The 23602-nt window shown below is 68.0% G+C and carries 18 protein-coding genes and 1 tRNA gene; 16 read left to right on the plus strand and 3 right to left on the minus strand.

Annotated features, from left to right (window positions below; all coding sequences use genetic code 11):
- Positions 1–27 precede the first annotated feature (27 nt).
- The 4 genes from gltB (at position 28) to SOM11_RS03345 (ending at position 8220) form a co-directional block, all read left to right on the plus strand.
- The gene (gene gltB, locus SOM11_RS03330) at positions 28–4605 is read left to right on the plus strand and encodes a glutamate synthase large subunit (protein WP_192060332.1); all 4578 of its coding nucleotides are present in this window, start codon (positions 28–30) and stop codon (positions 4603–4605) included.
- A complete protein-coding gene (locus SOM11_RS03335) occupies positions 4598–6055 on the plus strand; it encodes a glutamate synthase subunit beta (protein ID WP_243213405.1) in 1458 nt (485 codons plus the stop codon). The genes gltB and SOM11_RS03335 overlap by 8 nt, the downstream gene beginning before the upstream one ends.
- Before the next feature lie 75 nt (positions 6056–6130).
- Positions 6131–7579 carry a pyruvate kinase gene (gene pyk, locus SOM11_RS03340; protein WP_192060334.1) on the plus strand — a complete coding sequence of 483 codons (1449 nt, stop codon included), beginning with the start codon at positions 6131–6133 and terminating at the stop codon, positions 7577–7579.
- An 83-nt stretch (positions 7580–7662) separates the two neighbouring features.
- Positions 7663–8220: a hypothetical protein gene (locus SOM11_RS03345; protein WP_192060335.1), complete on the plus strand. Its 558-nt coding sequence runs from the start codon at positions 7663–7665 to the stop codon at positions 8218–8220.
- A 112-nt stretch (positions 8221–8332) separates the two neighbouring features.
- Here the strand turns inward: SOM11_RS03345 and SOM11_RS03350 are convergent, their stop codons facing one another.
- Both SOM11_RS03350 and SOM11_RS03355 read right to left on the minus strand, forming a co-directional pair.
- Positions 8333–8536 (minus strand): cold-shock protein, encoded by a 204-nt coding sequence (locus tag SOM11_RS03350; RefSeq protein WP_055797427.1) that lies wholly within the window; start codon positions 8534–8536, stop codon positions 8333–8335.
- Between the two features lie 245 nt (positions 8537–8781).
- Positions 8782–8864 (minus strand) — tRNA-Leu (locus tag SOM11_RS03355).
- Positions 8865–8903: 39 nt separating this feature from the next.
- On the opposite strand from SOM11_RS03355, the gene SOM11_RS03360 reads away from it, so the two are divergent.
- Positions 8904–9509: an ANTAR domain-containing response regulator gene (locus SOM11_RS03360; RefSeq protein WP_192060336.1), complete on the plus strand. Its 606-nt coding sequence runs from the start codon at positions 8904–8906 to the stop codon at positions 9507–9509.
- Between the two features lie 81 nt (positions 9510–9590).
- On the opposite strand, the gene SOM11_RS03365 is transcribed toward SOM11_RS03360, so the two are convergent.
- Positions 9591–10079 (minus strand): PaaI family thioesterase, encoded by a 489-nt coding sequence (locus SOM11_RS03365; RefSeq protein ID WP_192060337.1) that lies wholly within the window; start codon positions 10077–10079, stop codon positions 9591–9593.
- 72 nt (positions 10080–10151) lie between these two features.
- Between SOM11_RS03365 and polA the strand changes: the two genes are divergently transcribed.
- The 11 genes from polA (at position 10152) to SOM11_RS03420 (ending at position 23575) form a co-directional block, all read left to right on the plus strand.
- Positions 10152–12818: a DNA polymerase I gene (gene polA / locus SOM11_RS03370; RefSeq protein WP_320477184.1), complete on the plus strand. Its 2667-nt coding sequence runs from the start codon at positions 10152–10154 to the stop codon at positions 12816–12818.
- Between the two features lie 299 nt (positions 12819–13117).
- Positions 13118–13879: a DeoR/GlpR family DNA-binding transcription regulator gene (locus tag SOM11_RS03375; protein WP_192060339.1), complete on the plus strand. Its 762-nt coding sequence runs from the start codon at positions 13118–13120 to the stop codon at positions 13877–13879.
- Between the two features lie 89 nt (positions 13880–13968).
- Positions 13969–15168, plus strand: a complete 1200-nt coding sequence (locus tag SOM11_RS03380) for a PTS mannitol transporter subunit IICB (protein ID WP_192060340.1) — start codon at positions 13969–13971, stop codon at positions 15166–15168.
- Between the two features lie 61 nt (positions 15169–15229).
- Positions 15230–15538 carry a PTS lactose transporter subunit IIB gene (locus SOM11_RS03385; RefSeq protein WP_192060341.1) on the plus strand — a complete coding sequence of 103 codons (309 nt, stop codon included), beginning with the start codon at positions 15230–15232 and terminating at the stop codon, positions 15536–15538.
- Positions 15539–15540: 2 nt separating this feature from the next.
- Entirely contained in the window at positions 15541–16002 is a 462-nt protein-coding gene (locus tag SOM11_RS03390; protein ID WP_320477185.1) for a PTS sugar transporter subunit IIA, read from the plus strand.
- A gap of 100 nt (positions 16003–16102) precedes the next feature.
- Positions 16103–16372 (plus strand): HPr family phosphocarrier protein, encoded by a 270-nt coding sequence (locus SOM11_RS03395; RefSeq protein ID WP_192060343.1) that lies wholly within the window; start codon positions 16103–16105, stop codon positions 16370–16372.
- Positions 16373–16490: 118 nt separating this feature from the next.
- Positions 16491–18185, plus strand: a complete 1695-nt coding sequence (locus SOM11_RS03400; RefSeq protein ID WP_192060344.1) for a DUF885 domain-containing protein — start codon at positions 16491–16493, stop codon at positions 18183–18185.
- Positions 18186–18365: 180 nt separating this feature from the next.
- Positions 18366–19814, plus strand: a complete 1449-nt coding sequence (gene rpsA, locus SOM11_RS03405; RefSeq protein WP_055797456.1) for a 30S ribosomal protein S1 — start codon at positions 18366–18368, stop codon at positions 19812–19814.
- A gap of 141 nt (positions 19815–19955) precedes the next feature.
- Positions 19956–20606 carry a dephospho-CoA kinase gene (gene coaE, locus SOM11_RS03410; protein ID WP_192060345.1) on the plus strand — a complete coding sequence of 217 codons (651 nt, stop codon included), beginning with the start codon at positions 19956–19958 and terminating at the stop codon, positions 20604–20606.
- 10 nt (positions 20607–20616) lie between these two features.
- Positions 20617–22683 carry an excinuclease ABC subunit UvrB gene (gene uvrB, locus SOM11_RS03415; protein WP_192060346.1) on the plus strand — a complete coding sequence of 689 codons (2067 nt, stop codon included), beginning with the start codon at positions 20617–20619 and terminating at the stop codon, positions 22681–22683.
- Positions 22673–23575, plus strand: a complete 903-nt coding sequence (locus tag SOM11_RS03420) for an SDR family NAD(P)-dependent oxidoreductase (RefSeq protein WP_320477186.1) — start codon at positions 22673–22675, stop codon at positions 23573–23575. Before uvrB ends, SOM11_RS03420 begins: the two co-directional genes overlap by 11 nt.
- Positions 23576–23602: the final 27 nt, after the last annotated feature.

A 23602-nucleotide genomic window follows, 5' to 3' on the forward strand; every position in this document is an offset into this window, starting at 1 on the left:
CAGGATCTCTTCGTGAGGACGGATTCCATGGCCCCCACGCCAGCCCATCAGCAGTTCAGCACGGTCCCCTCCGCGGTCGGTCTCTACGACCCGCGCAATGAGAAGGACGCCTGCGGTCTCGCCATGGTCGCGACCCTCCGGGGCACCGCCGGGCACGACATCATCGACGCGGCCCTCGGCGCCCTGCGCAATCTCGAGCACCGCGGTGCCATCGGATCGGACGCCGGCACCGGCGACGGAGCCGGCATCCTCTGCCAGATCCCCGACGCGTTCTTCCGCGACGAGGTCGACTTCGAGCTGCCCGAGGCGGGGGAGTACGCGGTCGGCATCGCCTACCTGCCCCTCGACGAGCAGGAGCGCGCCGAGCTGAAGACCGGCATCGAGCGCATCGCCGATCTGGAGCACCTCGACGTGCTCGGGTGGCGCGACGTGCCCGTGCGCCCGGACGAACTCGGGACCTTGGCGCGCAACGCCATGCCCGCCTTCGAGCAGCTCTTCCTGGCGAGCCGTCAGAGAGGCGCCGACGGTCGGCGCCTGTCGGGCGTCGAGCTCGACCGCCGCGCCTTCCGTCTGCGGAAGCGCGCCGAGCGCAAGCTCTCCGCCTACTTCACCTCCCTCGGCAGTCGCACCATGGTCTACAAGGGCATGGTGACGACACTCCAGCTGGAGCCGTTCTACCCCGACCTCAGCGACGAGCGCTTCGCCTCGAAGCTTGCCATCGTCCACTCGCGGTACTCGACGAACACGTTCCCGTCGTGGCCTCTCGCCCAGCCGTTCCGCATGATCGCGCACAACGGCGAGATCAACACGGTCCGCGGCAACCGCAACTGGATGCGCGCGAGGCAGTCGCAGCTCGAGTCCGAGCTGATCGGCGACCTCAAGCCGCTGCTGCCGATCGTCAGCCCGGGTGCCAGCGACTCCGCCTCGTTCGACGAAGTGGTCGAGCTGCTCAGCCTGACCGGCCGGTCGCTCCCTCACGCGATCATGATGATGGTCCCCGAGGCGTGGGAGAACCAGGTCGACATCGACCCCGAGCTGCGCGACTTCTACGAGTACCACTCGATGCTCATGGAGGCGTGGGACGGCCCCGCCGCCATCACCTTCACCGACGGCTCCGTCGTCGGGGCGACGCTCGACCGCAACGGTCTCCGTCCGGGCCGCTACCTGGTCACCGACGACGGGCTCGTCGTGCTCGCCAGCGAGATCGGCGTCCTCGACATCGACCCCGCCAAGGTCGTCCGCAAGGGGCGCCTGCGCCCCGGCAAGATGTTCCTGGTCGACACCGAGGCCGGGCGACTCATCGAGGACGACGAGATCAAGCGCGACCTCGCGGCGGAGGCTCCGTACGGCGACTGGCTGGCCGAGGGGCGCATCCACCTGTCCGACCTCCCCGACCGCGAGCACATCGTCCACACCCCCGCGTCGGTGACGCGGCGCCAGCGGACCTTCGGATACACCGAAGAAGAGGTGCGCATCCTCCTCGCCCCGATGGCGAAGACCGGCGCCGAGCCCCTCGGGGCCATGGGCAGCGACACGCCCATCGCCGTCCTGTCCGAGCGCCCGCGCCTCCTGTTCGACTACTTCACGCAGCAGTTCGCCCAGGTGACGAACCCGCCGCTCGACTCGATCCGCGAGCAGGTCGTGACCTCGCTGAAGCTCGGCCTCGGCCCCGAGCGCAACCTTCTCGCGGCCACACCCGAGCATGCGCGCCAGGTCATCCTGGACTTCCCGGTCATCGACAACGACGAGCTGGCGAAGATCCAGCACATCGACCCGAGCCCCGGCTCGCGCGCCACGTCGACCATCCGGGGTCTCTACCGCTCCGACAAGGGACCTCGTGCGCTCGAGAAGCGCATCGCGGCGATGTGCAACGAGGTCGACGACGCGATCGAGGCCGGGGCGCGCTTCATCGTCCTCTCCGACCGCGACTCGAACCAGGACTTCGCGCCGGTGCCCTCGCTTCTGATGATCGCCGCCGTGCATCATCACCTGATCCGCACCGAGAACCGGATGAAGGTCGGGCTGATCGTCGAGGCCGGCGACGTGCGCGAGGTCCACCACGTCGCCACCCTGATCGGCTACGGCGCGTCGGCGGTGAACCCGTACCTCGCGATGGAGACCAGCGAGAACCTCGTCCGGTCGGGAATGATCACGGGTCTGTCGCCCGAAGACGCCGTGCACAACCTCATCAAGGCGCTCGGCAAGGGCGTGCTGAAGATCATGTCGAAGATGGGCATCTCGACCGTCTCGAGCTACGCGGCGGCGCAGGCCTTCGAGGCCGTGGGCCTCAGCCGCGAGTTCGTCGACACCTACTTCACGGGCACCTCGACGATGCTGGGCGGCATCGGCATCGACGTCATCGCGGCCGAGAACAAGGAGCGTCACCTCAGCGCCTACCCGGCCGACGGCTCCGTCGTCGCCCACGAGCGTCTGGCGACGGGCGGCGAGTACCAGTGGCGTCGCGAGGGGCCCAAGCACCTCTTCAACCCCGACACGGTCTTCCGTCTGCAGCACGCGACGCGCACCCGCCGCTACGACATCTTCCGCGAGTACACGAAGCTCGTCGACGACCAGGCCGAAGACCTCATGACCCTCCGCGGCATGTTCGCCTTCAAGCACGGCGTCCGTCCGTCGATCCCGCTCGACGAGGTCGAGCCGATCGAGGCCATCGTCAAGCGCTTCTCGACGGGTGCGATGAGCTACGGGTCGATCTCGAAGGAGGCGCACGAGACTCTCGCGATCGCCATGAACCGTCTGGGCGGCAAGTCCAACACGGGTGAGGGCGGAGAAGACGTCGAGCGTCTGCTCGACCCCGAGCGGCGCAGCGCCGTGAAGCAGGTCGCATCCGGACGCTTCGGCGTCACGAGCATGTACCTGACCCATGCGACCGACATCCAGCTGAAGATGGCGCAGGGCGCCAAGCCCGGCGAGGGCGGCCAGCTGCCGCCGACCAAGGTCTACCCCTGGGTCGCCCGGACTCGTCACGCGACCCCCGGCGTCGGTCTCATCTCACCGCCGCCGCACCACGACATCTACTCGATCGAAGACCTCAAGCAGTTGATCTTTGACGTCAAGCGGGCGAATCCGACCGCTCGGGTCCACGTGAAGCTCGTCAGCCAGTCGGGCATCGGCGCGGTCGCCGCGGGGGTCACCAAGGCCCTCGCCGACGTCGTCCTCGTCTCGGGGCACGACGGCGGCACGGGTGCGAGCCCGCTGAACTCGCTGAAGCACGCGGGCACCCCCTGGGAGATCGGCCTCGCCGAGACGCAGCAGACGCTCATGCTGAACGGCATGCGCGACCGCGTCGTCGTCCAGGTGGACGGCCAGATGAAGACGGGTCGCGACGTGATGATCGCGGCGCTGCTCGGCGGCGAGGAGTTCGGCTTCGCGACGGCCCCGCTGATCGTCGAGGGCTGCATCATGATGCGCGTCTGCCATCTCGACACCTGCCCGGTGGGCGTCGCGACGCAGAACCCCGAGCTCCGCGCCCGGTTCTCGGGCAAGCCCGAGTTCGTCGTCAACTTCTTCGAGTTCCTGGCCCAGGAGGTGCGCGAGTACCTGGCCGAGCTGGGATTCCGCTCCCTCGACGAGGCGATCGGCCGCACCGACGTGCTCGACGTCGACCGGGCCATCGACCACTGGAAGGCCTCCGGTCTCGACCTCGCGCCGGTGCTCGTCGGTCCGGCGTTCGCCGACGACGAGCCTCGACGCAACCACCGCCCGCAGGAGCACGAGCTCGAGAAGCACTTCGACGTCGGACTCATCGAGCAGAGCATGTCCGTGCTCGAGAACGGCGGGCGGGTCGAACTCCGACTCCCCATCCGCAACACCGAACGCGCGGTCGGCACGATGCTCGGTCACGAGGTCACCGTGCGGTACGGCGAGAACGGACTCCCCGAGGGCAGCATCGACGTCACCCTCACGGGCTCGGCGGGTCAGTCGCTGGGGGCGTTCCTCCCCGCGGGCATCACCCTCCGACTCGAGGGTGACAGCAACGACTACGTCGGGAAGGGTCTCTCCGGCGGCGACATCGTCGTCCGTCCCGACCGCTCGAGCACGTTCACGGCCGAGGCCAACGTGATCGCGGGCAACGTCATCGGCTACGGAGCCACCCGGGGGAGCATGTTCATCCGGGGCATCGTGGGCGAGCGCTTCCTGGTCCGCAACTCGGGTGCCAGCGCCGTCGTCGAGGGCGTCGGCGACCACGCGCTCGAGTACATGACGGGTGGTCTCGCGGTCATCCTCGGCGACACCGGCCGGAACCTCGGTGCGGGCATGTCCGGAGGCACGGCCTACGTGCACCGTCTGCGGACGGAGCGGGTCAACTCCGACGCGCTCGCCTCCGGCGAGCTGCAGCTCCACCCGCTCGGCAGCGCCGACGCCGAGATCCTGACCGATCTGCTCTCTCGGCACCTCGCCGAGACCGGGTCGCCCGTGGCCGAGAGACTCCTCGCCGACCTCGAGACGACCGTCTCGGAGTTCGTCAAGGTCCTCCCGCGGGACTACGCCGCCGTCCTCGCCACCCGGCAGACGGCCGTCGACGAGGGTCTCGACCCCGATGGCGACGAAGCTTGGAAGCGAATCCTGGAGGTGACCGGTGGCTGATCCCAAGGGATTCCTGAAGACGCAGAAGCGTGAGCTCCCGAAGCGGCGTCCCGTGTCGGTGCGGCTCATGGACTGGAAAGAGGTCTACGAGCAGCAGGAGTCGGGCGAGCTCCGCCGGCAGGCCGGCCGCTGCATGGACTGCGGCGTGCCCTTCTGCCATCAGGGCTGCCCGCTCGGCAACCTGATCCCCGAGTGGAACGACCTCATGTGGCGCGGCGAGGGCCGACAGGCCATCGAGCGCCTGCACGCGACCAACAACTTCCCCGAGTTCACCGGTCGCCTCTGCCCCGCCCCCTGCGAATCGTCGTGCGTGCTGGGCATCAACCAGCCGCCCGTGACCATCAAGCAGGTCGAGGTCTCGATCATCGACCAGGCGTTCCAGAACGGCTGGGTCACCCCCCACCCGCCCGAGCGTCTGACCGGCAAGACCGTCGCCGTCGTGGGGTCCGGCCCTGCCGGGCTCGCGGCTGCGCAGCAGCTGACCCGCGCCGGTCACACCGTCGCCGTCTACGAGCGCGACGACCGCATCGGCGGCCTGCTGCGCTACGGCATCCCGGACTTCAAGATGGAGAAGAAGCAGATCGAGCTCCGTCTCGCGCAGATGCAGGCCGAGGGCACCCGCTTCCGAGCGGGCGTCGAGATCGGTCGCGACATCGCCTGGGACGACCTCCGGGCGCGGTACGACGCCGTCGTGGTGGCCACCGGGGCCACGGTGCCCCGCGATCTGCCGATCCCGGGCCGTGATCTGTCGGGCATCCACTTCGCGATGGAGTACCTCGTCCAGCAGAACCGGGTCGGTGCAGGCGACACCGTCGTCGACCAGATCTCCGCTGAGGGCAAGCACGTCGTGGTCCTCGGCGGCGGCGACACCGGCGCGGACTGCATCGGCACGGCGCACCGTCAGGGCGCTCTCTCGGTCACGAACCTCGCCATCGGTCAACAGCCTCCGGAGGAGCGGCCCGAGACCCAGCCGTGGCCCATGTTCCCGACGGTGTTCGAGGTCTCGAGCGCCCACGAGGAGGGTGGCGAGCGGATGTTCCTCGCGTCGACGGTGGAGTTCCTCCGCAACGACGTCGGCGAGGTGCGGGCGATCCGCGTGGCCGAGACCGAGTACCTCGACGGCCGCCGGGTGCCCAAGGCCGGCACCGAGCGGGAGATCCCCGCCGACCTCGTCCTCCTGGCGCTCGGCTTCACGGGTCCCGAGCGGAACGAACTCGAAGAGCAGCTGCGACTGCCCTTCGACGGGCGCGGCGCTCTGGTCCGCGACAAGACCTACGAGACGAGCGAGGCCGGCGTGTTCGTCACCGGCGACGCGGGTCGGGGTCAGTCGCTGATCGTGTGGGCGATCGCCGAGGGGCGGGCGGCCGCATCGTCGGTGGACGCCTATCTCGAGGGTCAGACGACTCTGCCGTTCCCGGTCGCACCCACCGATCGCTCCATTTCGGTCTGATCGTCCGCCCGGGCGGGAATAAGCTAATACGGCGGGCCTGAGTCGTCCGACACCATCCCCAGACGTTAGGAACACATGAGACGCGCAAAGATCGTCGCCACCCTCGGGCCGGCGACATCGAGCTACGACGACATCCGAGCGATCATCGACGCGGGTGTCGACGTGGCCCGGATGAACCTCAGCCACGGCAGCTACGACGTCCACGAGAGCGTGTACAAGAACGTCCGTCAGGCGGCGGACGACGCCGGGCGTCCCGTCGCGGTCCTCGTCGATCTCCAGGGGCCGAAGATCCGGCTCGGCAAGTTCTCCGACGGCCCGCACGATCTCGCCGTGGGCGACGTCTTCAAGATCACGACCGAGGACATCCTCGGCACGAGAGACATCTGCGGGACGACGTTCAAGGGCCTGCCCGCCGACGTCAGCGCCGGCGATCCTCTGCTCATCGACGACGGTCGCGTCAAGCTCCGCGTGCTCGAGTCCGACGGCACGACCGTCACGACCGAGGTCGTCGTCGCCGGCACCGTCTCGAACAACAAGGGGATCAACCTCCCCGGCGTCGCGGTGAACGTGCCCGCGCTGTCCGAGAAGGACGAAGCCGATCTGCGGTGGGGGCTGACCCTGGGTGCCGACCTCATCGCCCTGTCGTTCGTGCGGGATGCGGACGACGTCGACCGCGTGCACGAGATCATGGCGGAGGAGGGCCGGAAGGTCCCGGTCATCGCGAAGATCGAGAAGCCCCAGGCTGTCGACAACCTCGAGGCCATCATCGACGCGTTCGACGGCATCATGGTCGCCCGCGGCGACCTCGGGGTCGAGCTGCCCCTCGAGGCCGTGCCGATCGTGCAGAAGCACGCGGTCGAGCTGTCCCGTCGCATGGCGAAGCCCGTCATCGTCGCCACGCAGATGCTCGAGTCGATGATCTCGAGCCCCATCCCCACGCGAGCCGAGACGTCCGACGTCGCCAACGCCGTCCTCGATGGTACGGACGCCGTGATGCTGAGCGGCGAGACCAGCGTGGGGGAGTACCCCGTCATCACGGTCCAGACCATGGCCCGCATCGTGCAGTCCACCGAAGAGCACGGACTCGAGCGCATCCCGCCCCTCGGTACCAAGCCGCGCACGCAGGGTGGCGCGATCACCCTCGCCGCCGCCGACGTCGCCGACTTCGTCCAGGCGAAGTTCCTCTGCGTGTTCACGGAGTCCGGTGACTCCGTCCGTCGGATGTCGCGCCTCCGCCACTCCATCCCGATCCTCGCCTTCACCCCGAACGAGGCGACCCGTCGCCGGATGGCCCTCAGCTGGGGCGTCCAGTCGCACCTGGTCGAGAACGTCACCCACACCGACGCCATGTTCGCGCAGGTCGACGACATCCTGCTCGGCAAGAAGCTGGCCGACGTCGGCGACAAGGTGATCGTCATCGCCGGCACCCCTCCGGGAATCGCCGGGTCGACGAACGACCTCCGCGTGCACCGGGTCGGCGACGCGCACGGCGAGGCGGCTCCGGCCTACGCCGAGCTCGCCTAGCCGGACACACCAGCACCGCACCGGCGCCGCCGGGTCCTCGACGGACTCGGCGGCGTCGTGTGCTCGGGGCGTACCCTGTGGCCATGTCGGTCGGCCCCTCTCACCCAGCGTGCTTCGTCTTCGACGGACGCCTGTACGTCGTCCCGAGCGGATCCGATCTCAGCGTGTCCGAATCGGCGCGAGCCCTGCGTTCCCGATCCGCCATCGAGCTCTCCGGTCCGACGCCCCCGGGAGGCGCGGCTCACTGGATCGTGACAGGAGCCGTCGGCGGCGGGGTCGCCTTCGCCGTGATCGCCGCCGCGGGCGGCTGGCATGTCACCGCGCTCCTCTCGCTCCTGCTGTGCTTCACGATGGGCGCGCTCGTCGGGGCCCTCCTCGCAGCGGGGACGCATTCGCTCGTCGGGGCGGCGACCGGCGAAGGGCAGGCGGCTCCCCGGGCTTCGCACGCCATCGAGGTCCCGGAGGACGTCGCGTCGTCGGCTCCTGACGACTCGACCGGTGACGAGCTCGTTCTCTGGTCGACGCTCGTGTCGCGGTACCGGCGAGCGGACGCGACGGCCTCGGGAGCAGAGCATCTCGAAGCGGCTCGGGACTACGAGACGGTCGCGCGCCTCCTCGGTCTCCCACCAGGCCGCGAATGAGGCGAGACGTCGGCGACACAGAAGAAAGCCCCGACCCACCGGAGTGGATCGGGGCTTTCTCGTCGATATCGGGCGGACCCGAGATCACCGGCGCCTCGAGGACGCCGCCGAGTCAGATGACGCGGATGTTCTCGGCCTGGAGGCCCTTGTTGCCCTGAGCGGTGTCGAATTCGACCTTCTGGTTCTCCTCCAGGTTGCGGTAGCCGTCGCCGGCGATCGCGGAGAAGTGCGCGAAGACGTCAGTGGATCCGTCGTCGGGGGTGATGAAGCCGAAGCCCTTTTCGGAGTTGAACCACTTAACGGTACCTGTAGCCATTTTTCTTGTTCCTTATATTTTCAGAGTTGTCATTCCCGATTTCGAGAACGCTCGTCGCGGTGCCTTTTTGTCCGCTCCCTCTGAGAACGACGCCACCTGACCCGACTTCCGGAGAAGTCCGACCTGGAACGTCGCGAGATACAAATGCGTAACACAACAACCAGTGATGCAACTGTAGTGCACAAGACCGGCCCGCACGCCACTTCATCGACGGAGATGTCGGAAAAAGTCGCTGGCCGCGTTCGTGCCGGATGTGGGACTCGAACCCACACGCCCTCTCGGACAGAGCATTTTGAGTGCTCCGCGTCTGCCATTCCGCCAATCCGGCTCACGACGACCGAGGCAAGAATACCGTAGGCTCTGCTTCGTGAGTGACCAGGAAGCAACCCCAGCAGCACCCCGTCGTGTCGTCGTGGCCGAAGATGAGTCCCTCATCCGGCTCGACATCGTCGAGATCCTCCGCGACAACGGCTACGAGGTCGTCGGCGAGGCCGGAGACGGCGAGACCGCCGTCGCCCTCGCCACCGAGCTCCGGCCCGATCTCGTCATCATGGATGTCAAGATGCCGAAGCTCGACGGCATCAGCGCGGCCGAGACGCTGAGCAAGAACCACATCGCGCCCGTCGTCCTCCTGACGGCCTTCAGCCAGAAGGAGCTCGTCGAACGGGCGAGCGAGGCCGGAGCCCTGGCCTACGTCGTCAAGCCGTTCACACCGAACGACCTCCTGCCGGCGATCGAGATCGCCTTGTCGCGCTACACGCAGATCATCACGCTCGAGGCCGAGGTCGCCGACCTCGTCGAGCGCTTCGAGACCCGCAAGCTCGTCGACCGGGCCAAGGGCCTGCTCAACGAGAAGATGGGGCTGACCGAGCCCGAGGCCTTCCGCTGGATCCAGAAGGCGTCGATGGATCGCCGACTGACGATGCACGACGTCGCGCAGGCGATCATCGAGCAGCTCAGCGCCAAGAAGTAGACCCGAGTCGCGCGACGAGGCCGTCACCCCACGGGGTGGCGGCCTCGATCCGTCTGTCGCGTCGTCCGCTGCGGTTCGCGATCAGGAGCGCGCGTCCGTGAGGAAGTTCGTGATGCGGACGGTGGAGAGGAGCCGCCCTGCCTCGTCCGTCATCACGATCTGATGCGTCGCCAGCGTCCGGCCCAGATGGATCGCGGTGCAGGTGCCGATGACCCAGCCGGTCGAGATCGAGCCACTGTGACTCGCGTTGAGCTCGATCCCCATGGCCAGCCGCCCCGGGCCAGCGTGGACCGTCGACGCGATGGAGCCGAGGGTCTCCGCGAGGACGACGTGCGCCCCGCCGTGCAGGATGCCGACCGGCTGCGTGTTGCCGGCGACGGGCATCCGCGCCACGGCGCGCTCGGCGCTCATCTCGAGGATCTCGATCCCCATCTTCTCGGCGAGGTCGCCGACTCCACGACGACCGAAGAGCTCGGACGCCGCGTCACTGAGCTCGGGGCGCACGGCACCGGATCCGCCGACCTGATGGGCGGCGCCCTCGGAGGAGGCGGCGGGGGAGTGGGAGGTCATTGCGCTCCGTGGGGCCGTGGTCCGGTGGATCTCCCCGACGGCCGTGTCGGAGGTGCCCGCTAGGCTGACGGGGTGTCGGACGAAGCAAAGCCTACCCTCCTGGTCATCGACGGTCATTCGCTGGCCTTCCGCGCGTTCTACGCCCTACCGGTCGACAGTTTCGTCAACCGCGAGGGCCAGCACACCAACGCGATCCACGGCTTCATCTCGATGCTTCTGAGTCTTCTCAAAGCCGAGAAGCCCACGCACCTGGCCGTCGCGTTCGACATCTCGCGGTTCTCCTTCCGCACCCGCGAGTACCCCGAGTACAAGGGCACGCGCTCCGAGACCCCGCCCGAGTTCGTCGGTCAGATCCCCCTCTTGGAGGAGGCCCTTCACGCGATGGGCATCACGACCATCACCAAAGAGGACTTCGAGGCGGACGACATCCTCGCGACCCTCGCGACGCGCGGTCGAGACGAGGGCTTCCGTGTGCTCGTCGTCTCCGGCGACAGAGACGCCATCCAGATGGTGAACGACGACGTCACCCTCCTCTACCCCTCGGCTCGGGGCGTCAGCGAACTGACCCGCTACGACCGCGACAAGGTGTTCGAGCGCTACGGCATCGAGCCGCATCAGTATCCCGAGGTGGCCGCCCTGGTCGGCGAGACCAGCGACAATCTGATCGGCATCGACAAGGTCGGCGAGAAGACCGCGGTCAAGTGGATCAACCTCTACGGGGGGCTCGACCAGATCATCGAGCGCGCCGACGAGATCAAGGGCGTCGTCGGTCAGAAGCTGCGAGAGCAGAAAGAGAACGCGATCCGCAATCGTCGCCTGAACCGTCTGGTCACCGATGTCGAGCTGCCCGTGGGGCCGGCCGACCTCGAGCGCCGGGGCATCGACGAGGCTGCGGTCCGAGAGCTGTTCGACAAGCTGCAGTTCCGGACGCTGCTCGAGCGCGTCCTCCTCCTGTCCGAGTCCTCGTCGACCGGCGAGGCGTCCGAGCCCGCCGTGACGGCGGCACCGGTCGGCATGCCCGTCGTCCGGACCCTCGTCGACGAAGAGCTCGCCTTCTGGCTCAAGAAGCACGCCTCCGACCCGCAGAGCCCCGTGGGGCTCGTGGTCGAGTACGGCAACGATGGCGTCGTCGGGCTCGGCCTCTCGACGCAGGTCGAATCGGCGTACATCCCGTGGGCCGCCGGGCGCGGCGACTACGTGGCCCTCGAGGCCTGGCTCGACGGAGAGACCCCCAAGGTCGTCCACGACGCCAAGCGCGCCTACAAGGCACTGTCGCGAGTGGGTCTGCATCTCACGGGCGTCGTCGGCGATCCCCGTGTCGCCGCCTGGCTCCTCCGACCGGCCCGCACGTCGTTCGCCCTCTCGGACCTCGTCTACGAGCAGCTCGGCGAGTCGCTCCCCGTCGGCGACCCCAACCAGCTCGTCGCCAGCGAAGACGATTTCAGCGTGGCATCCGAGGCGTGGTTCGTGCTGCGCCTCTCGGACTCCCTGGTCGACGCACTCGATGAAGGGTCGCGGCGCGTCCTGACGGAGATCGAGCTCCCGCTCGTCCCGGTGCTCGGCGACATGGAGCTCACCGGGGTGGCCGCTGATCGCCCGACGCTCCAGGCCCTGTCCGTGCGGTTGGGCGAGTCCGCAGCCGGACTCGCCACCGAGGCGTTCGCGGAGATCGGCCGCGAGGTCAACCTCGGCTCCCCGAAGCAGCTGCAGGAGGTGCTGTTCGAGCAGCTCGAGATGCCGAAGACCCGCGCGACGAAGACGGGCTTCTCCACCGACGCGGCCTCTCTCGCCGACCTGCAGGAGAAGCATCCCCACCCGTTCCTCGATCTCCTCCTCAAGCACCGCGATGCCACCAAGCTGCGGCAGATCATCGAGACGCTCGAGAAGTCGATCGCCGACGACGGACGCATCCACACGACGTACGACCAGACCGGCACGACCACCGGGCGGATCTCATCGGTCGACCCGAACCTCCAGAACATCCCGGTCAAGGCCGCCGTCGGTCGCGAGATCCGAGCCGCGTTCATCCACGGTCCGGAGTACGAGACCCTGCTGACGGCCGACTACTCGCAGATCGAGATGCGGATCATGGCGCATCTCTCGGGTGACGAGGGCCTGATCCAGGCGTTCAACGAGGGTGAGGACCTCCACCGCTTCGTGGGTGCCCGCATCTTCGGGGTCGAACCGGCCGACGTCTCACCCGCCATGCGGACGAAGGTCAAGGCCATGTCGTACGGTCTCGCCTACGGCTTGAGCGCATTCGGCCTGTCGAAGCAGCTCCGGATCGAGAGCTCCGAGGCCAAGCAGCTGATGACGGACTACTTCGCGCGTTTCGGGGCCGTCCGCGAGTACCTGCGGAACGTCGTCGAGCAGGCCCGCGAAGACGGCTACACCGAGACCATCTTCGGTCGCCGTCGACCCTTCGCCGACCTCAAGTCACCCAACCGGGTGCTGCGCGAGAACGCCGAACGTGCAGCGCTGAACGCCCCGATCCAGGGCTCGGCCGCCGACATCATGAAGATCGCCATGCTCGGAGTGCAGTCCGAGATCGGGTCTCGTGAACTCGCGTCGCGTGTCCTCCTGCAGGTGCACGACGAGATGATCGTCGAGGTCGCACCCGGCGAGGTCGACGCCATCCGCGACATCGTCCGTCGCCAGATGAGCGGTGCCGCCGATCTCAGAGTGCCTCTCGACGTCAGCGTGGGTCTCGGCGAGAGCTGGGACGCCGCGGCGCACTGACACCCGCCTGATGCGATCGTCGGTCCGCCGACCCGTCTCGTTGGTCCAGAGCGGCTCGTTCTGCCCGGAGTGGGCACACCCGGGCGCGACCGTGGCAGCCTGCATGCGCCGCAAGCCACGGCGACGACTCGAAGCGGGCGCAAACAAAGCAGAAACGTGATCCCGACTTGACGAACAGACACAAACGGGCTTATATGAAATCTGCTCGGTGAACGTCGGGCAGCAAACGGCTCTTAATTCACTGAACAGCTGATGACTTCCTTCCGGTGAGTCATCCCCGCACGACGACGAGGTCTCGCATGTACGCACCTGAGCGTCATCAGCAGATCCTCGACACGGCATTGAGCAGAGGTCGGGTCGAGGTGGCGGGGCTGGCCCGAGACCTCTCGGTCGCGCCCGAGACCGTGCGTCGGGATCTCACCGAGCTCGAACGGCGTGGCGTCCTCCGACGTGTCCACGGTGGCGCCATCGCCGTCGAGCGCCTCGGCATGGAGCCCCCCGTCGTCGATCGCGAGGGCACCGCGGCGGCAGAGAAGGACCGCATCGCTCGAGCTGCGCTCGACGAGCTGCCCGAAGAAGGGTCGATCATCATCGATGCGGGCACGACGGCCATCCGCTTCGCCGAGCTGCTGCCTGTGGACCGCGTGCTGACGGTCGTCACCCATTCGCTCGCCGTGGCGACCATCCTCATCAGCAGGCCCAACGTCACATTGCACCTCCTCGGTGGACTGATCCGCACCAGGACGTACTCCTCGGTCGGGGACTGGACGCGCAGCCAGCTCGCCGACGTCTTCGCCGACGTGGCCTTCGTCGGGACGAACGGCGTCTCCGTCGAGCGAGGGCTCAGCACGCCCGATCTCGCCGAGGCGCGGGTCAAGCGCGCCCTCCTCGCGTCGTCCAGGCGGACCGTCGTCCTCGCCGACCACACGAAGTTCGGCCGCGAGGACTTCGCGAAGGTCTCCCCGCTCTCCGACGTCGACACGATCGTCACCGACTCCGGGGTCGACGGCGAGCTCGCCGACGACGTCGAGCGTGCCGGCCCCAGGGTCGTGATCGTCTGATGACGACCTCCCCCCACAGCCCCACCCGAAGCACCGTCCCCCTCCCGCACCCCCACGCTCGTCACTGAGTACGAAGGAGTACCGCCCTCATGTCCGAATTCACCCCCACGGTCACCGGGACCGGTGTGCGCGCTCGCGTACAGCGGTTCGGAGGCTTCCTCTCCGGCATGATCATGCCGAACATCGGCGCGTTCATCGCCTGGGGTCTCATCACGGCTCTGTTCATCGAGACCGGGTGGACGCCCGTCCCGCAGCTCGGCGGTTTCGGAACGGACTCCGCCGGCGAGCCCTACGGCGGCATCGTCGGTCCGATCATCACGTACCTGCTGCCGATCCTGATCGCCTACACCGGTGGTCGCATGATCCACGGTCAGCGCGGAGCGGTCATCGCCGCCGTCGCCGTCCTCGGTGTCATCTCGGCGACGGACGTCCCGCAGTTCCTCGGCGCCATGATCGTCGGCCCGCTGGCCGCCTGGGTGCTGAAGCAGTTCGACAAGCTCGTCGAGGGTCGGATCAAGTCCGGGTTCGAGATGCTGGTCAACAACTTCTCGCTCGGCATCATCGGTGCGGCCATGGCCATCGCGGCCTTCTTCGGCCTCGCCCCGATCACGACGTGGCTCACCGACCGGTTCGGCGAGGCCGTCGAGTTCCTGGTCAACCTCGGTCTCCTGCCGCTGGCCTCGATCATCATCGAGCCTGCAAAGGTGCTGTTCCTCAACAACGCCATCAACCAGGGCTTCCTGACCCCGCTCGGCGCCATCCAGTCCGCAGACGCCGGCAAGTCCATCCTGTTCATGCTCGAGTCGAACCCCGGCCCCGGGCTCGGCATCCTCCTCGCGTTCCTCTTCTTCGGCCCGCGTGCCATCCGCCCGTCGGCCCCCGCCGCGATCATCGTGCACTTCTTCGGCGGCATCCACGAGATCTACTTCCCCTACATCCTCATGAAGCCCATCCTGCTCATCGCCGCCGTCGCCGGTGGCGCCACGGGGATCGCCTGGTTCTCGGCCTTCGGGCTCGGGCTCGTCGGGCCGGCTTCGCCGGGCAGCATCATCGCCTACTTCGGCGTCGCCGCGCGGGGGGACTTCCCGCTCATCCTGGTCGGCATCCTGCTGTCCGCTCTCGTGTCGTTCGTCGTCTCATCGCTCCTGATGGGCTTCGGTCGCAAGGAGAACCGCGAGGCTGCGGCCGAGGACGCCGAGGCCCAGCAGCAGGCGCTGGCCGACGCGCAGGCGGCGACCGCCGCCAACAAGGCCACCAGCAAGGGAACCGCTGCTCCCACAGCGTCCTAGTGATTGAATCGGGGGGTGGCTCCGGCCGCCCCCCGATCCACCTCGAAACAAGGAGAACACCATGGCAACCCTCGACGGATCGTCCATCAAGAAGCTCATCGTCGCCTGCGACGCGGGCATGGGCAGCAGCGTCATGCTCGCCTCCACGCTCAAGAAGCAGCTCAAGAAGAGCGGGGTCACCGTCGAGCACTCGCCGGTGTCCGAGATCCCGGCCGACGCCGACGTCGTCGTCACCCAGAACAACCTCGCCGAGCGTGCGCGCGGGGTCGTCCCCGACATCCCCGTCGTGCCCTTCCAGCTGTTCATGGGCGACCCCAACGTGGCCAAGGTCGTCAAGGCCATCCAGGACGGCTCGACGGTCGAGGTCTGACGATGACCGACCAGGCTCCTGAACTGACGGCGCTGCTCGCCGAATCCTCCGTCCGGCTCGACGAGTCCGCCGCCACGCGCGACGAGGCCATCCGGGCGACCGGTCGAGCCCTCGTCGAGGCCGGCGCCATCGACGAGGCGTACATCGACGCGATGTTCGAGCGTGAGAACTCCGTCTCGACGTACGTCGGCGAAGGTGTCGCCATCCCTCACGGCACCCTGGCGGGCAAGGACTCGGTGAAGAACGACGCCCTCGTCGTCCTCCGGTTCCCGCAGCCGATCGACTGGGACGGCAACGAGGTCTCGGTCACCGTGGGCATCGCCGCGAAGGGGAATGGGCACATCGCCATCCTCAGTCAGCTGGCGAGCATCCTGATGGACCCCGACAAGGCCGCAGCCCTCCGGGGTGCGACCACGACTTCGGAGGTCTACGACCTGCTGCAGTCCGACGAAGACGACGACTGACCTCCATGCCCCCTCCGTCCGGCCTCCCGGCCGATCGGATCCGCACCGCCGTCCGACGACGACGGCACCAGACCGCACCGGTCTCGACCAAGGAGTAGAAATGCCCGAACGCACCGTCACCATCGCCTCGAGCGTCGGTCTGCACGCCCGTCCCGCCTCGCTGTTCAGCCAGGCGGCCGGCAAGACCGGTGCAAAGGTGACGCTCACGACCTCGGCCGGCAAGAGCGTCAACGCCGCGAGCATCCTCGGCGTGCTGTCGCTCGGCATCAACCACGGCGACGAGGTCGTCATCGCCACCGACGGGGACAACGCCGAGGCCGCCCTCGACGAGCTCGCCGCCCTGCTCGAGACGGACCTCGACAAGGACTGAGCGCCTCCTGCGGTCCTCGAGGGCACCGGGTCGACGACACGTCGACCCGGTGCCCTTCTCTGTCAGCCACCGAGAATGACCAGCCCGCCGTGTCGGAGGTCGCGTCTAGGCTCGGGGCATGTCAGACGACTCGACCAGCACCTCCAGCCGCGTCCCCACAGCCATCGACGCGATCGCCGAACGCTGGGTCGACACGCTCGTCGATCTCGATCCCTCGGTCGCGACGTGGATCGGGCGTGAAGGGCGCACAGGCGAGTACGGCGACTACTCGCCCGAGGGGCACGACCGGCGCATCGGCGAAGCGCGGGCCGTCATCGCCGCTCTCGACGCGGCCCCCGTCGTCGACGACGTCGACCGCGTGACGCAGACGGATCTGCGCGGCGAGCTGGCGCTCGACGTCGAGTTCCACGAGGCGCGGCTGCATCTCCGCGACCTGAACGTCATCGCTTCGCCCGCGCAGGGGATCCGCGAGGTGTTCGATCTGATGCCGACGGGCTCGCTGTCGGACTGGTCCGACATCGCCTCCCGTCTGGCGGCCGTCCCGTCCGCTCTCGAGGGCTACGAGGCGTCCCTCCGCGCCGGTGCCGCCGAGGGCGTCGTCCCGGCTCGCCGGCAGATCGAGAAGGTCGCCGTCCAGTGCGCACGGATCGGACGACGAGACGGATTCTTCGCCGATCTCGTCGGCGGGGCCCGTCCTGAAGACGGCACCGCGCCTCCTGCCTCCCTCGATCGCGATCTCGCACGGGGAGCCGAGGCGGCCGCGTCGGCCTACCTCCGGTTCGAGAGATTCCTGGTCGACGAGATGCTCCCGTCCGGGGGCGCCCACGACGGAGTGGGGCGCGAGGCGTACGCGCTGCACTCCCGTCGATTCCTCGGGGCGGCGATCGACCTCGACGAGACCTACGAGTGGGGCCTCGACGAGCTCGCGCGGATGACCGCCGAGCAGGAGGCGGTGGCCGGCCGGATCGAAGAGGGCGCGAGCGTGCAACGCGCGGTCGAGGTGCTCGACGCAGACCCCTCACGGCGTCTCGACGGGACGGAAGCCCTGCAGCACTGGATGCAGGAGCTGAGCGACCGGGCCGTCGACGAGCTCGGTCGGACCCACTTCGACATCCCCGACGAGCTGCGTCGCCTCGAATGCCGCATCGCCCCGACCCGTGACGGCGGCATCTACTACACGGGTCCGAGCGACGACTTCTCGCGGCCCGGCCGGATGTGGTGGTCGGTGCCCGAGGGGGTCACTCGCTTCGACACCTGGCGCGAGACGACGACCGTCTACCACGAAGGCGTCCCGGGTCACCACCTGCAGCTCGGCCAGGCCGTCCACAACCGCACGAATCTGAACACCTGGAGGCGGCAGCTGGCGGGTACCTCGGGTCACGCCGAGGGCTGGGCCCTGTACGCGGAGCGCCTGATGGACGAACTCGGCTACCTCGACGATCCAGGTGACCGGCTCGGCATGCTCGACGGCCAGCGGATGCGCGCGGCCCGTGTCGTCCTCGACATCGGAGTGCATCTCGGGAAGCCCTTCCCGGGCGACGGCGGACGACGCTGGGATGCCGAGAACGCCCTGGACTTCATGCGCCGGAACGTGAACATGGACGACGAGTTCGTCGTCTTCGAGGTCGACCGTTACCTCGGCTGGCCGGGTCAGGCCCCCTCGTACAAGGTGGGCCAGCGCATCTGGGAGGACCTTCGCGCGGAACGCACCCGACGAGACGGCGCGGCCTTCGACGTGCGCCGCTTCCATCGTGACGCGCTCCGACTCGGCGGGGTCGGCCTCGACACGCTGAGGCGCGAGCTCCTCCGCTGACGGGGCCCGATCGACGAGTGCCGACACGGAGTCGGAGTCCGTTGCCGCGGCCGGGACACGAGGCTATGATGTCCATGCGCTATCCGCGTCACTCTGCCCGCACGCTGCGGTCGATCACCCCGAGAACACGTTCACGGACGACCACGGCCCGATTCATGCTTTCACTGGAGCACTAACTACATGACAACCGTAACGACCAAGGCACCCAAGCAGGTCGCCATCAACGACATCGGATCCGCTGATGACTTCCTGGCCGCGGTCGAAAAGACTCTGAAGTTCTTCAACGACGGCGACCTCATCGAAGGCACCGTCGTGAAGATCGACCGCGACGAGGTCCTCCTCGACGTCGGCTACAAGACCGAGGGCGTCATCCCCTCGCGCGAACTCTCGATCAAGCACGACGTCGACCCCACCGAGGTCGTCGAGGTCGGCGACACGGTCGAGGCCCTGGTCCTCCAGAAGGAGGACAAGGAAGGCCGTCTGATCCTGTCCAAGAAGCGCGCTCAGTACGAGCGTGCCTGGGGCGACGTGGAGAAGATCAAGGACGCCGACGGCGTCGTCACCGGTACCGTCATCGAGGTCGTCAAGGGCGGCCTCATCGTCGACATCGGACTCCGTGGCTTCCTCCCGGCCTCGCTCATCGAGCTCCGCCGTGTGCGCGACCTCACGCCGTACCTCGGCCAGGAGATCGAGGCCAAGATCCTCGAGCTCGACAAGAACCGCAACAACGTGGTCCTGTCGCGTCGCGCGCTCCTCGAGCAGACTCAGTCCGAGAGCCGCACCACCTTCCTCAACAACCTCCACAAGGGCCAGGTCCGCAAGGGCATCGTGTCGTCGATCGTCAACTTCGGTGCGTTCGTCGACCTCGGCGGAGTCGACGGTCTCGTCCACGTCTCCGAACTGAGCTGGAAGCACATCGAGCACGCCAGCGAGGTCGTGGAGGTCGGCCAGGAGGTCACCGTCGAGATCCTCGAGGTCGACCTCGACCGTGAGCGCGTCTCGCTCTCGCTCAAGGCGACGCAGGAAGACCCGTGGCAGGTGTTCGCTCGGACGCACGCCATCGGTCAGGTCGCGCCCGGCAAGGTCACGAAGCTCGTCCCGTTCGGTGCGTTCGTGCGCGTCGCAGACGGCATCGAGGGCCTCGTGCACATCTCGGAGCTGTCGGCCAAGCACGTCGAGCTCGCCGAGCAGGTCGTCGCCGTCGGCGACGAGGTGTTCGTCAAGGTCATCGACATCGACCTCGACCGCCGTCGCATCTCGCTGAGCCTCAAGCAGGCCAACGAGGGCGTCGACCCCGAGGGCACCGAGTTCGACCCGGCGCTGTACGGCATGCTCACCGAGTACGACGACCAGGGCAACTACAAGTACCCCGAGGGCTTCGACCCGGAGACCAACGAGTGGCGCGAGGGCTTCGACTCGCAGCGCGAGAAGTGGGAGCAGGACTACGCTGCAGCCCAGTCGCGCTGGGAGGCCCACAAGAAGCAGGTCGCCGCTTCGCTGGCCGAAGAGACGACGTTCGACGTGCCCACCGGCTCCTCGTTCTCGAACGAGACCCCCTCGGGCGCCGGCACCCTCGCCGACGACGAGTCGCTCGCCGCACTGCGCGAGAAGCTCTCCAGCAGCAACTGATCACGGCGCCTCGGCGCTCACGATCGCACTGACAGGCGGTTCCCCCTCGGGGGAGCCGCCTGTCGGCGTCTGCGGCCCGATGCGGGGGAGTCTGCGCTCAGCGGCCTGACCCGGCCCGGCCCGGCCGAGTATCATCGCGGCATGTTCATCTGCGGCCTCACGGGCGGGATCGCCGCCGGCAAGAGCACCGTCTCACTGCGTCTGGCCGAGAGGGGTGCGGCCGTCATCGATGCGGATCAGCTCTCCCGCGAGGTCGTCGACGTCGGGACTCCGGGATTCGAGGCGGTCGTCGAGCGCTTCGGCACCGGTGTCGTCTCACCTTCCGGCGGGCTCGACCGCAAGGCACTGGGTGCCCTCGTCTTCGGTGACTCGGCCGCTCGGCTCGACCTCGAGTCGATCATCCATCCCGCGGTCAGAGCCCTCTCGGCGCAGCGCATGGCCGAGGCCGTCCGCGACGACCCCAGACGAGTCGTGGTCTACGACGTGCCCCTCCTGGTCGAGTCTCGCGGTGCAGGCGAGTTCGACGTCATCGTCGTCGTCCACGCTCCTCGCGAGCAGCGCCTCCGTCGTCTGATCGAGTTGCGGGGCATGTCGCGCACCGAGGCCGAACGGCGACTCGACGCCCAGGCGTCGGACGAGGAGCGTCTCGAGGCGGCGGACATCGTCGTCGACGCCACCGGCAGCCTGGAGGACACGAAGAGGCGCGCGGACGATCTCCACGAGCGGCTGCGTTCGCTGTCAGCACGGAAGGCGGACGCCCCCGAGGCGCCCAGTGTCGGTGGTCCCTCGTAAACTCGGAAGCATGGAACCAACCCGTAGCGTCCGCCCGTTCGAAGTCGTCAGCGAGTACGAACCGAGCGGCGACCAGCCGGCCGCCATCGCCGAGCTCGCGGGTCGGATCAACGCGGGCGAGACCGATGTCGTCCTCCTGGGTGCGACCGGAACAGGCAAGTCGGCGACGACCGCCTGGCTCGTCGAACAGGTGCAGCGCCCGACGCTCGTGCTGGCGCACAACAAGACCCTCGCCGCGCAGCTCGCGAACGAGTTCCGTGAGATGTTCCCGCACAACGCCGTCGAGTACTTCGTCTCGTACTACGACTACTACCAGCCCGAGGCGTACGTGCCCCAAACCGACACGTTCATCGAGAAGGACAGCTCGATCAACGCCGAGGTCGAGCGGCTGAGGCACTCGACCACGAACTCGCTGCTGAGTCGCCGCGACGTCATCGTCGTCTCGACGGTGTCGTGCATCTACGGGCTCGGCACGCCCGAGGGCTACCTCGAGGCCATGATCGCGCTGCAGGTGGGTCAGCGCATCGACCGCGAGACCCTGATCAGACGGTTCGTCTCGATGCAGTACCAGCGCAACGACATCGACTTCTCCCGCGGCAACTTCCGCGTGCGTGGCGACACCATCGAGATCATCCCCATGTACGAGGAGCTCGCCATCCGCATCGAGATGTTCGGCGACGAGGTCGAGGCTCTGTACGCCCTGCACCCCCTCACCGGCGACGTCGTCAAGACCCTCGACGCCGTGTCCGTGTTCCCCGGGTCCCACTACGTGGCCGGCACGGACGTCATGCATCGCGCCATCGGCACCATCAAAGACGAGTTGGCCGATCGACTCGGAGAGCTCGACAAGCAGGGCAAGCTGCTCGAGTCCCAGCGCCTCCGCATGCGCACGACCTTCGACCTCGAGATGATGGAGCAGATCGGGTTCTGCAACGGCATCGAGAACTACTCCTCCCACATCGACGGCCGTTCGCCGGGCGAAGCGCCTCACTGCCTCCTCGACTACTTCCCCGACGACCTGCTGGTCGTGATCGACGAGTCGCACGTGACGGTGCCGCAGATCGGCGCCATGTACGAGGGCGACGCCTCCCGCAAGCGCACCCTGGTCGATCACGGTTTCCGACTGCCCAGTGCGCTCGACAACCGACCCCTCAAATTCGAGGAGTTCCTGAACCGCGTCGGGCAGAAGGTGTACCTGTCGGCGACCCCGGGCAAGTACGAGCTCGGCATCACGGACAGCGTGGTCGAGCAGATCATCCGACCGACCGGACTCATCGACCCCGAGATCGTCGTCAAGCCGTCCGAGGGGCAGATCGACGACCTCCTCGAGGAGATCCGCCTCCGTACGGATCGCGACGAGCGGGTTCTGGTCACGACGCTGACGAAGAAGATGGCGGAGGAGCTCACCGACTTCCTCACCGAGGCCGGTGTCCGTGTCCGTTACCTCCACTCCGATGTCGACACCCTCCGACGTGTGGAGCTGTTGACCGAGCTGCGTCAAGGCGTCTACGACGTCCTGGTCGGCATCAACCTGCTCCGCGAGGGCCTCGACCTCCCCGAGGTGTCGCTCGTCGCCATCCTCGACGCCGACAAGGAGGGCTTCCTCCGGTCGTCGACGTCTCTGATCCAGACCATCGGTCGTGCGGCCCGCAACGTGTCCGGTCAGGTGCACATGTACGCCGACAAGATGACGGACTCCATGAAGCAGGCGCTGGAGGAGACCGACCGGCGTCGGGACAAGCAGATCGCGTACAACCTCGAACGGGGCATCGATCCGCAGCCGCTGCGGAAGAAGATCGCCGACATCACCGAGGCGCTCGCTCGTGAGGGGGCCGACACGGCCGAACTCCTCGCCGGCCGCGACGGCAAGAAACGCGCACCCACGCCGAATCTCAAACGGCAGGGTCTGGCGGCCGGTGCCGCCAACGGCCTCGAGTCGATCATCGCCGACCTCAACGAGCAGATGCTGCAGGCGGCGGCCGAGCTCAAGTTCGAGTTGGCCGGGCGCCTCCGCGACGAGGTCGCCGACCTCAAGAAGGATCTGCGACAGATGGAGGCGGCAGGGCATGTCCGCTGACCCGAAGAGGGTCGTCGTCACCGGGGCGACGGCGGGCCTCGGTTTCTTCGCGGCGGAGCGGTTGGCGGCGCAGGGCCACAAGGTGGTGCTGGCCGCTCGCGACGGCGAGCGGGCCAGCCGGGCAGTCGATGCCATCCGAGACCGCGTCGCGAGCGCCGACCTCGAGACGGTCGAGCTCGATCTCGCCGACCTGACCTCTGTACGGACGGGCGCCTCGGCGATCACCGCCGGAGGGGCGGTCGACGTGCTGCTCGCGAACGCCGGCGTGGTCGGCTCGCGCCGGCGACAGACGACCGCGAACGGCTTCGAGCTCCAGTTCGGGACGAACCATCTCGGCCATTTCGCCCTCGTCTCGCACCTCCTGCCCGGTCTTCAGGCGGCGCCGGCCGGTCGCATCATCCACCTCGGCAGCATCAGCCACCGGTGGGTCCGGCTCGACCTCGACGATCCGATGATGCTCTCCAGCTACTCGAGCTACGTCGCCTACGCCCGGTCCAAGCTCGCCGTCATGACGTTCGGGTTCGATCTCGACCGACGCCTCAGAGCGTCCGGCTCGTCGGTGTCGAGTGTCGTCGCGCATCCGGGCTTCTCGTGGGAGTCGCTGAGCGACCCTCGGCCTCCCGTCGTCGAGCCCCGGCGCCCGCCGGCCGTCCTGACCTCGATGATGCACACCTTCTCGCAGGGCAAGGAGATCGGTGCCGAACCGCTCGTCCACGCCGCCGTGGCAGAAGGCGTCGACGGCGGGGAATACTGGGGCCCGGCCGGCTGGTTCCAGCTCACCGGCGAACCAGCCCTCGTCAGAGCGTCCCGTCATGCGCACGACGCCGACGCCGCCCAGCGACTCTGGTCGGAGTCGGCCCGACTCACTTCAACCCAACCCACCCTCGATTGAGCGAGCGACCCCGGTCTCTTCCCCGGC

It is taken from the genome of Frigoribacterium sp. CFBP9029 (assembly GCF_034045305.1).
Lineage (GTDB): Bacteria > Actinomycetota > Actinomycetes > Actinomycetales > Microbacteriaceae > Frigoribacterium.

Excerpts from the sequence above, each read along its gene's own strand:
- SOM11_RS03375 (WP_192060339.1), top strand. The coding sequence starts at position 13,118 with ATGTACGCACCTGAGCGTCATCAGCAGATCCTCGACACGGCATTGAGC.
- SOM11_RS03395 (WP_192060343.1), top strand. The coding sequence starts at position 16,103 with ATGCCCGAACGCACCGTCACCATCGCCTCGAGCGTCGGTCTGCACGCC.
- coaE (WP_192060345.1), top strand. The coding sequence starts at position 19,956 with ATGTTCATCTGCGGCCTCACGGGCGGGATCGCCGCCGGCAAGAGCACC.
- SOM11_RS03400 (WP_192060344.1), top strand. The coding sequence starts at position 16,491 with ATGTCAGACGACTCGACCAGCACCTCCAGCCGCGTCCCCACAGCCATC.
- uvrB (WP_192060346.1), top strand. The coding sequence starts at position 20,617 with ATGGAACCAACCCGTAGCGTCCGCCCGTTCGAAGTCGTCAGCGAGTAC.
- SOM11_RS03380 (WP_192060340.1), top strand. The coding sequence starts at position 13,969 with ATGTCCGAATTCACCCCCACGGTCACCGGGACCGGTGTGCGCGCTCGC.
- gltB (WP_192060332.1), top strand. The coding sequence starts at position 28 with ATGGCCCCCACGCCAGCCCATCAGCAGTTCAGCACGGTCCCCTCCGCG.
- SOM11_RS03390 (WP_320477185.1), top strand. The coding sequence starts at position 15,541 with ATGACCGACCAGGCTCCTGAACTGACGGCGCTGCTCGCCGAATCCTCC.
- SOM11_RS03350 (WP_055797427.1), bottom strand. The coding sequence starts at position 8,536 with ATGGCTACAGGTACCGTTAAGTGGTTCAACTCCGAAAAGGGCTTCGGC.
- SOM11_RS03420 (WP_320477186.1), top strand. The coding sequence starts at position 22,673 with ATGTCCGCTGACCCGAAGAGGGTCGTCGTCACCGGGGCGACGGCGGGC.
- SOM11_RS03385 (WP_192060341.1), top strand. The coding sequence starts at position 15,230 with ATGGCAACCCTCGACGGATCGTCCATCAAGAAGCTCATCGTCGCCTGC.
- SOM11_RS03365 (WP_192060337.1), bottom strand. The coding sequence starts at position 10,079 with ATGACCTCCCACTCCCCCGCCGCCTCCTCCGAGGGCGCCGCCCATCAG.
- rpsA (WP_055797456.1), top strand. The coding sequence starts at position 18,366 with ATGACAACCGTAACGACCAAGGCACCCAAGCAGGTCGCCATCAACGAC.
- SOM11_RS03345 (WP_192060335.1), top strand. The coding sequence starts at position 7,663 with ATGTCGGTCGGCCCCTCTCACCCAGCGTGCTTCGTCTTCGACGGACGC.
- pyk (WP_192060334.1), top strand. The coding sequence starts at position 6,131 with ATGAGACGCGCAAAGATCGTCGCCACCCTCGGGCCGGCGACATCGAGC.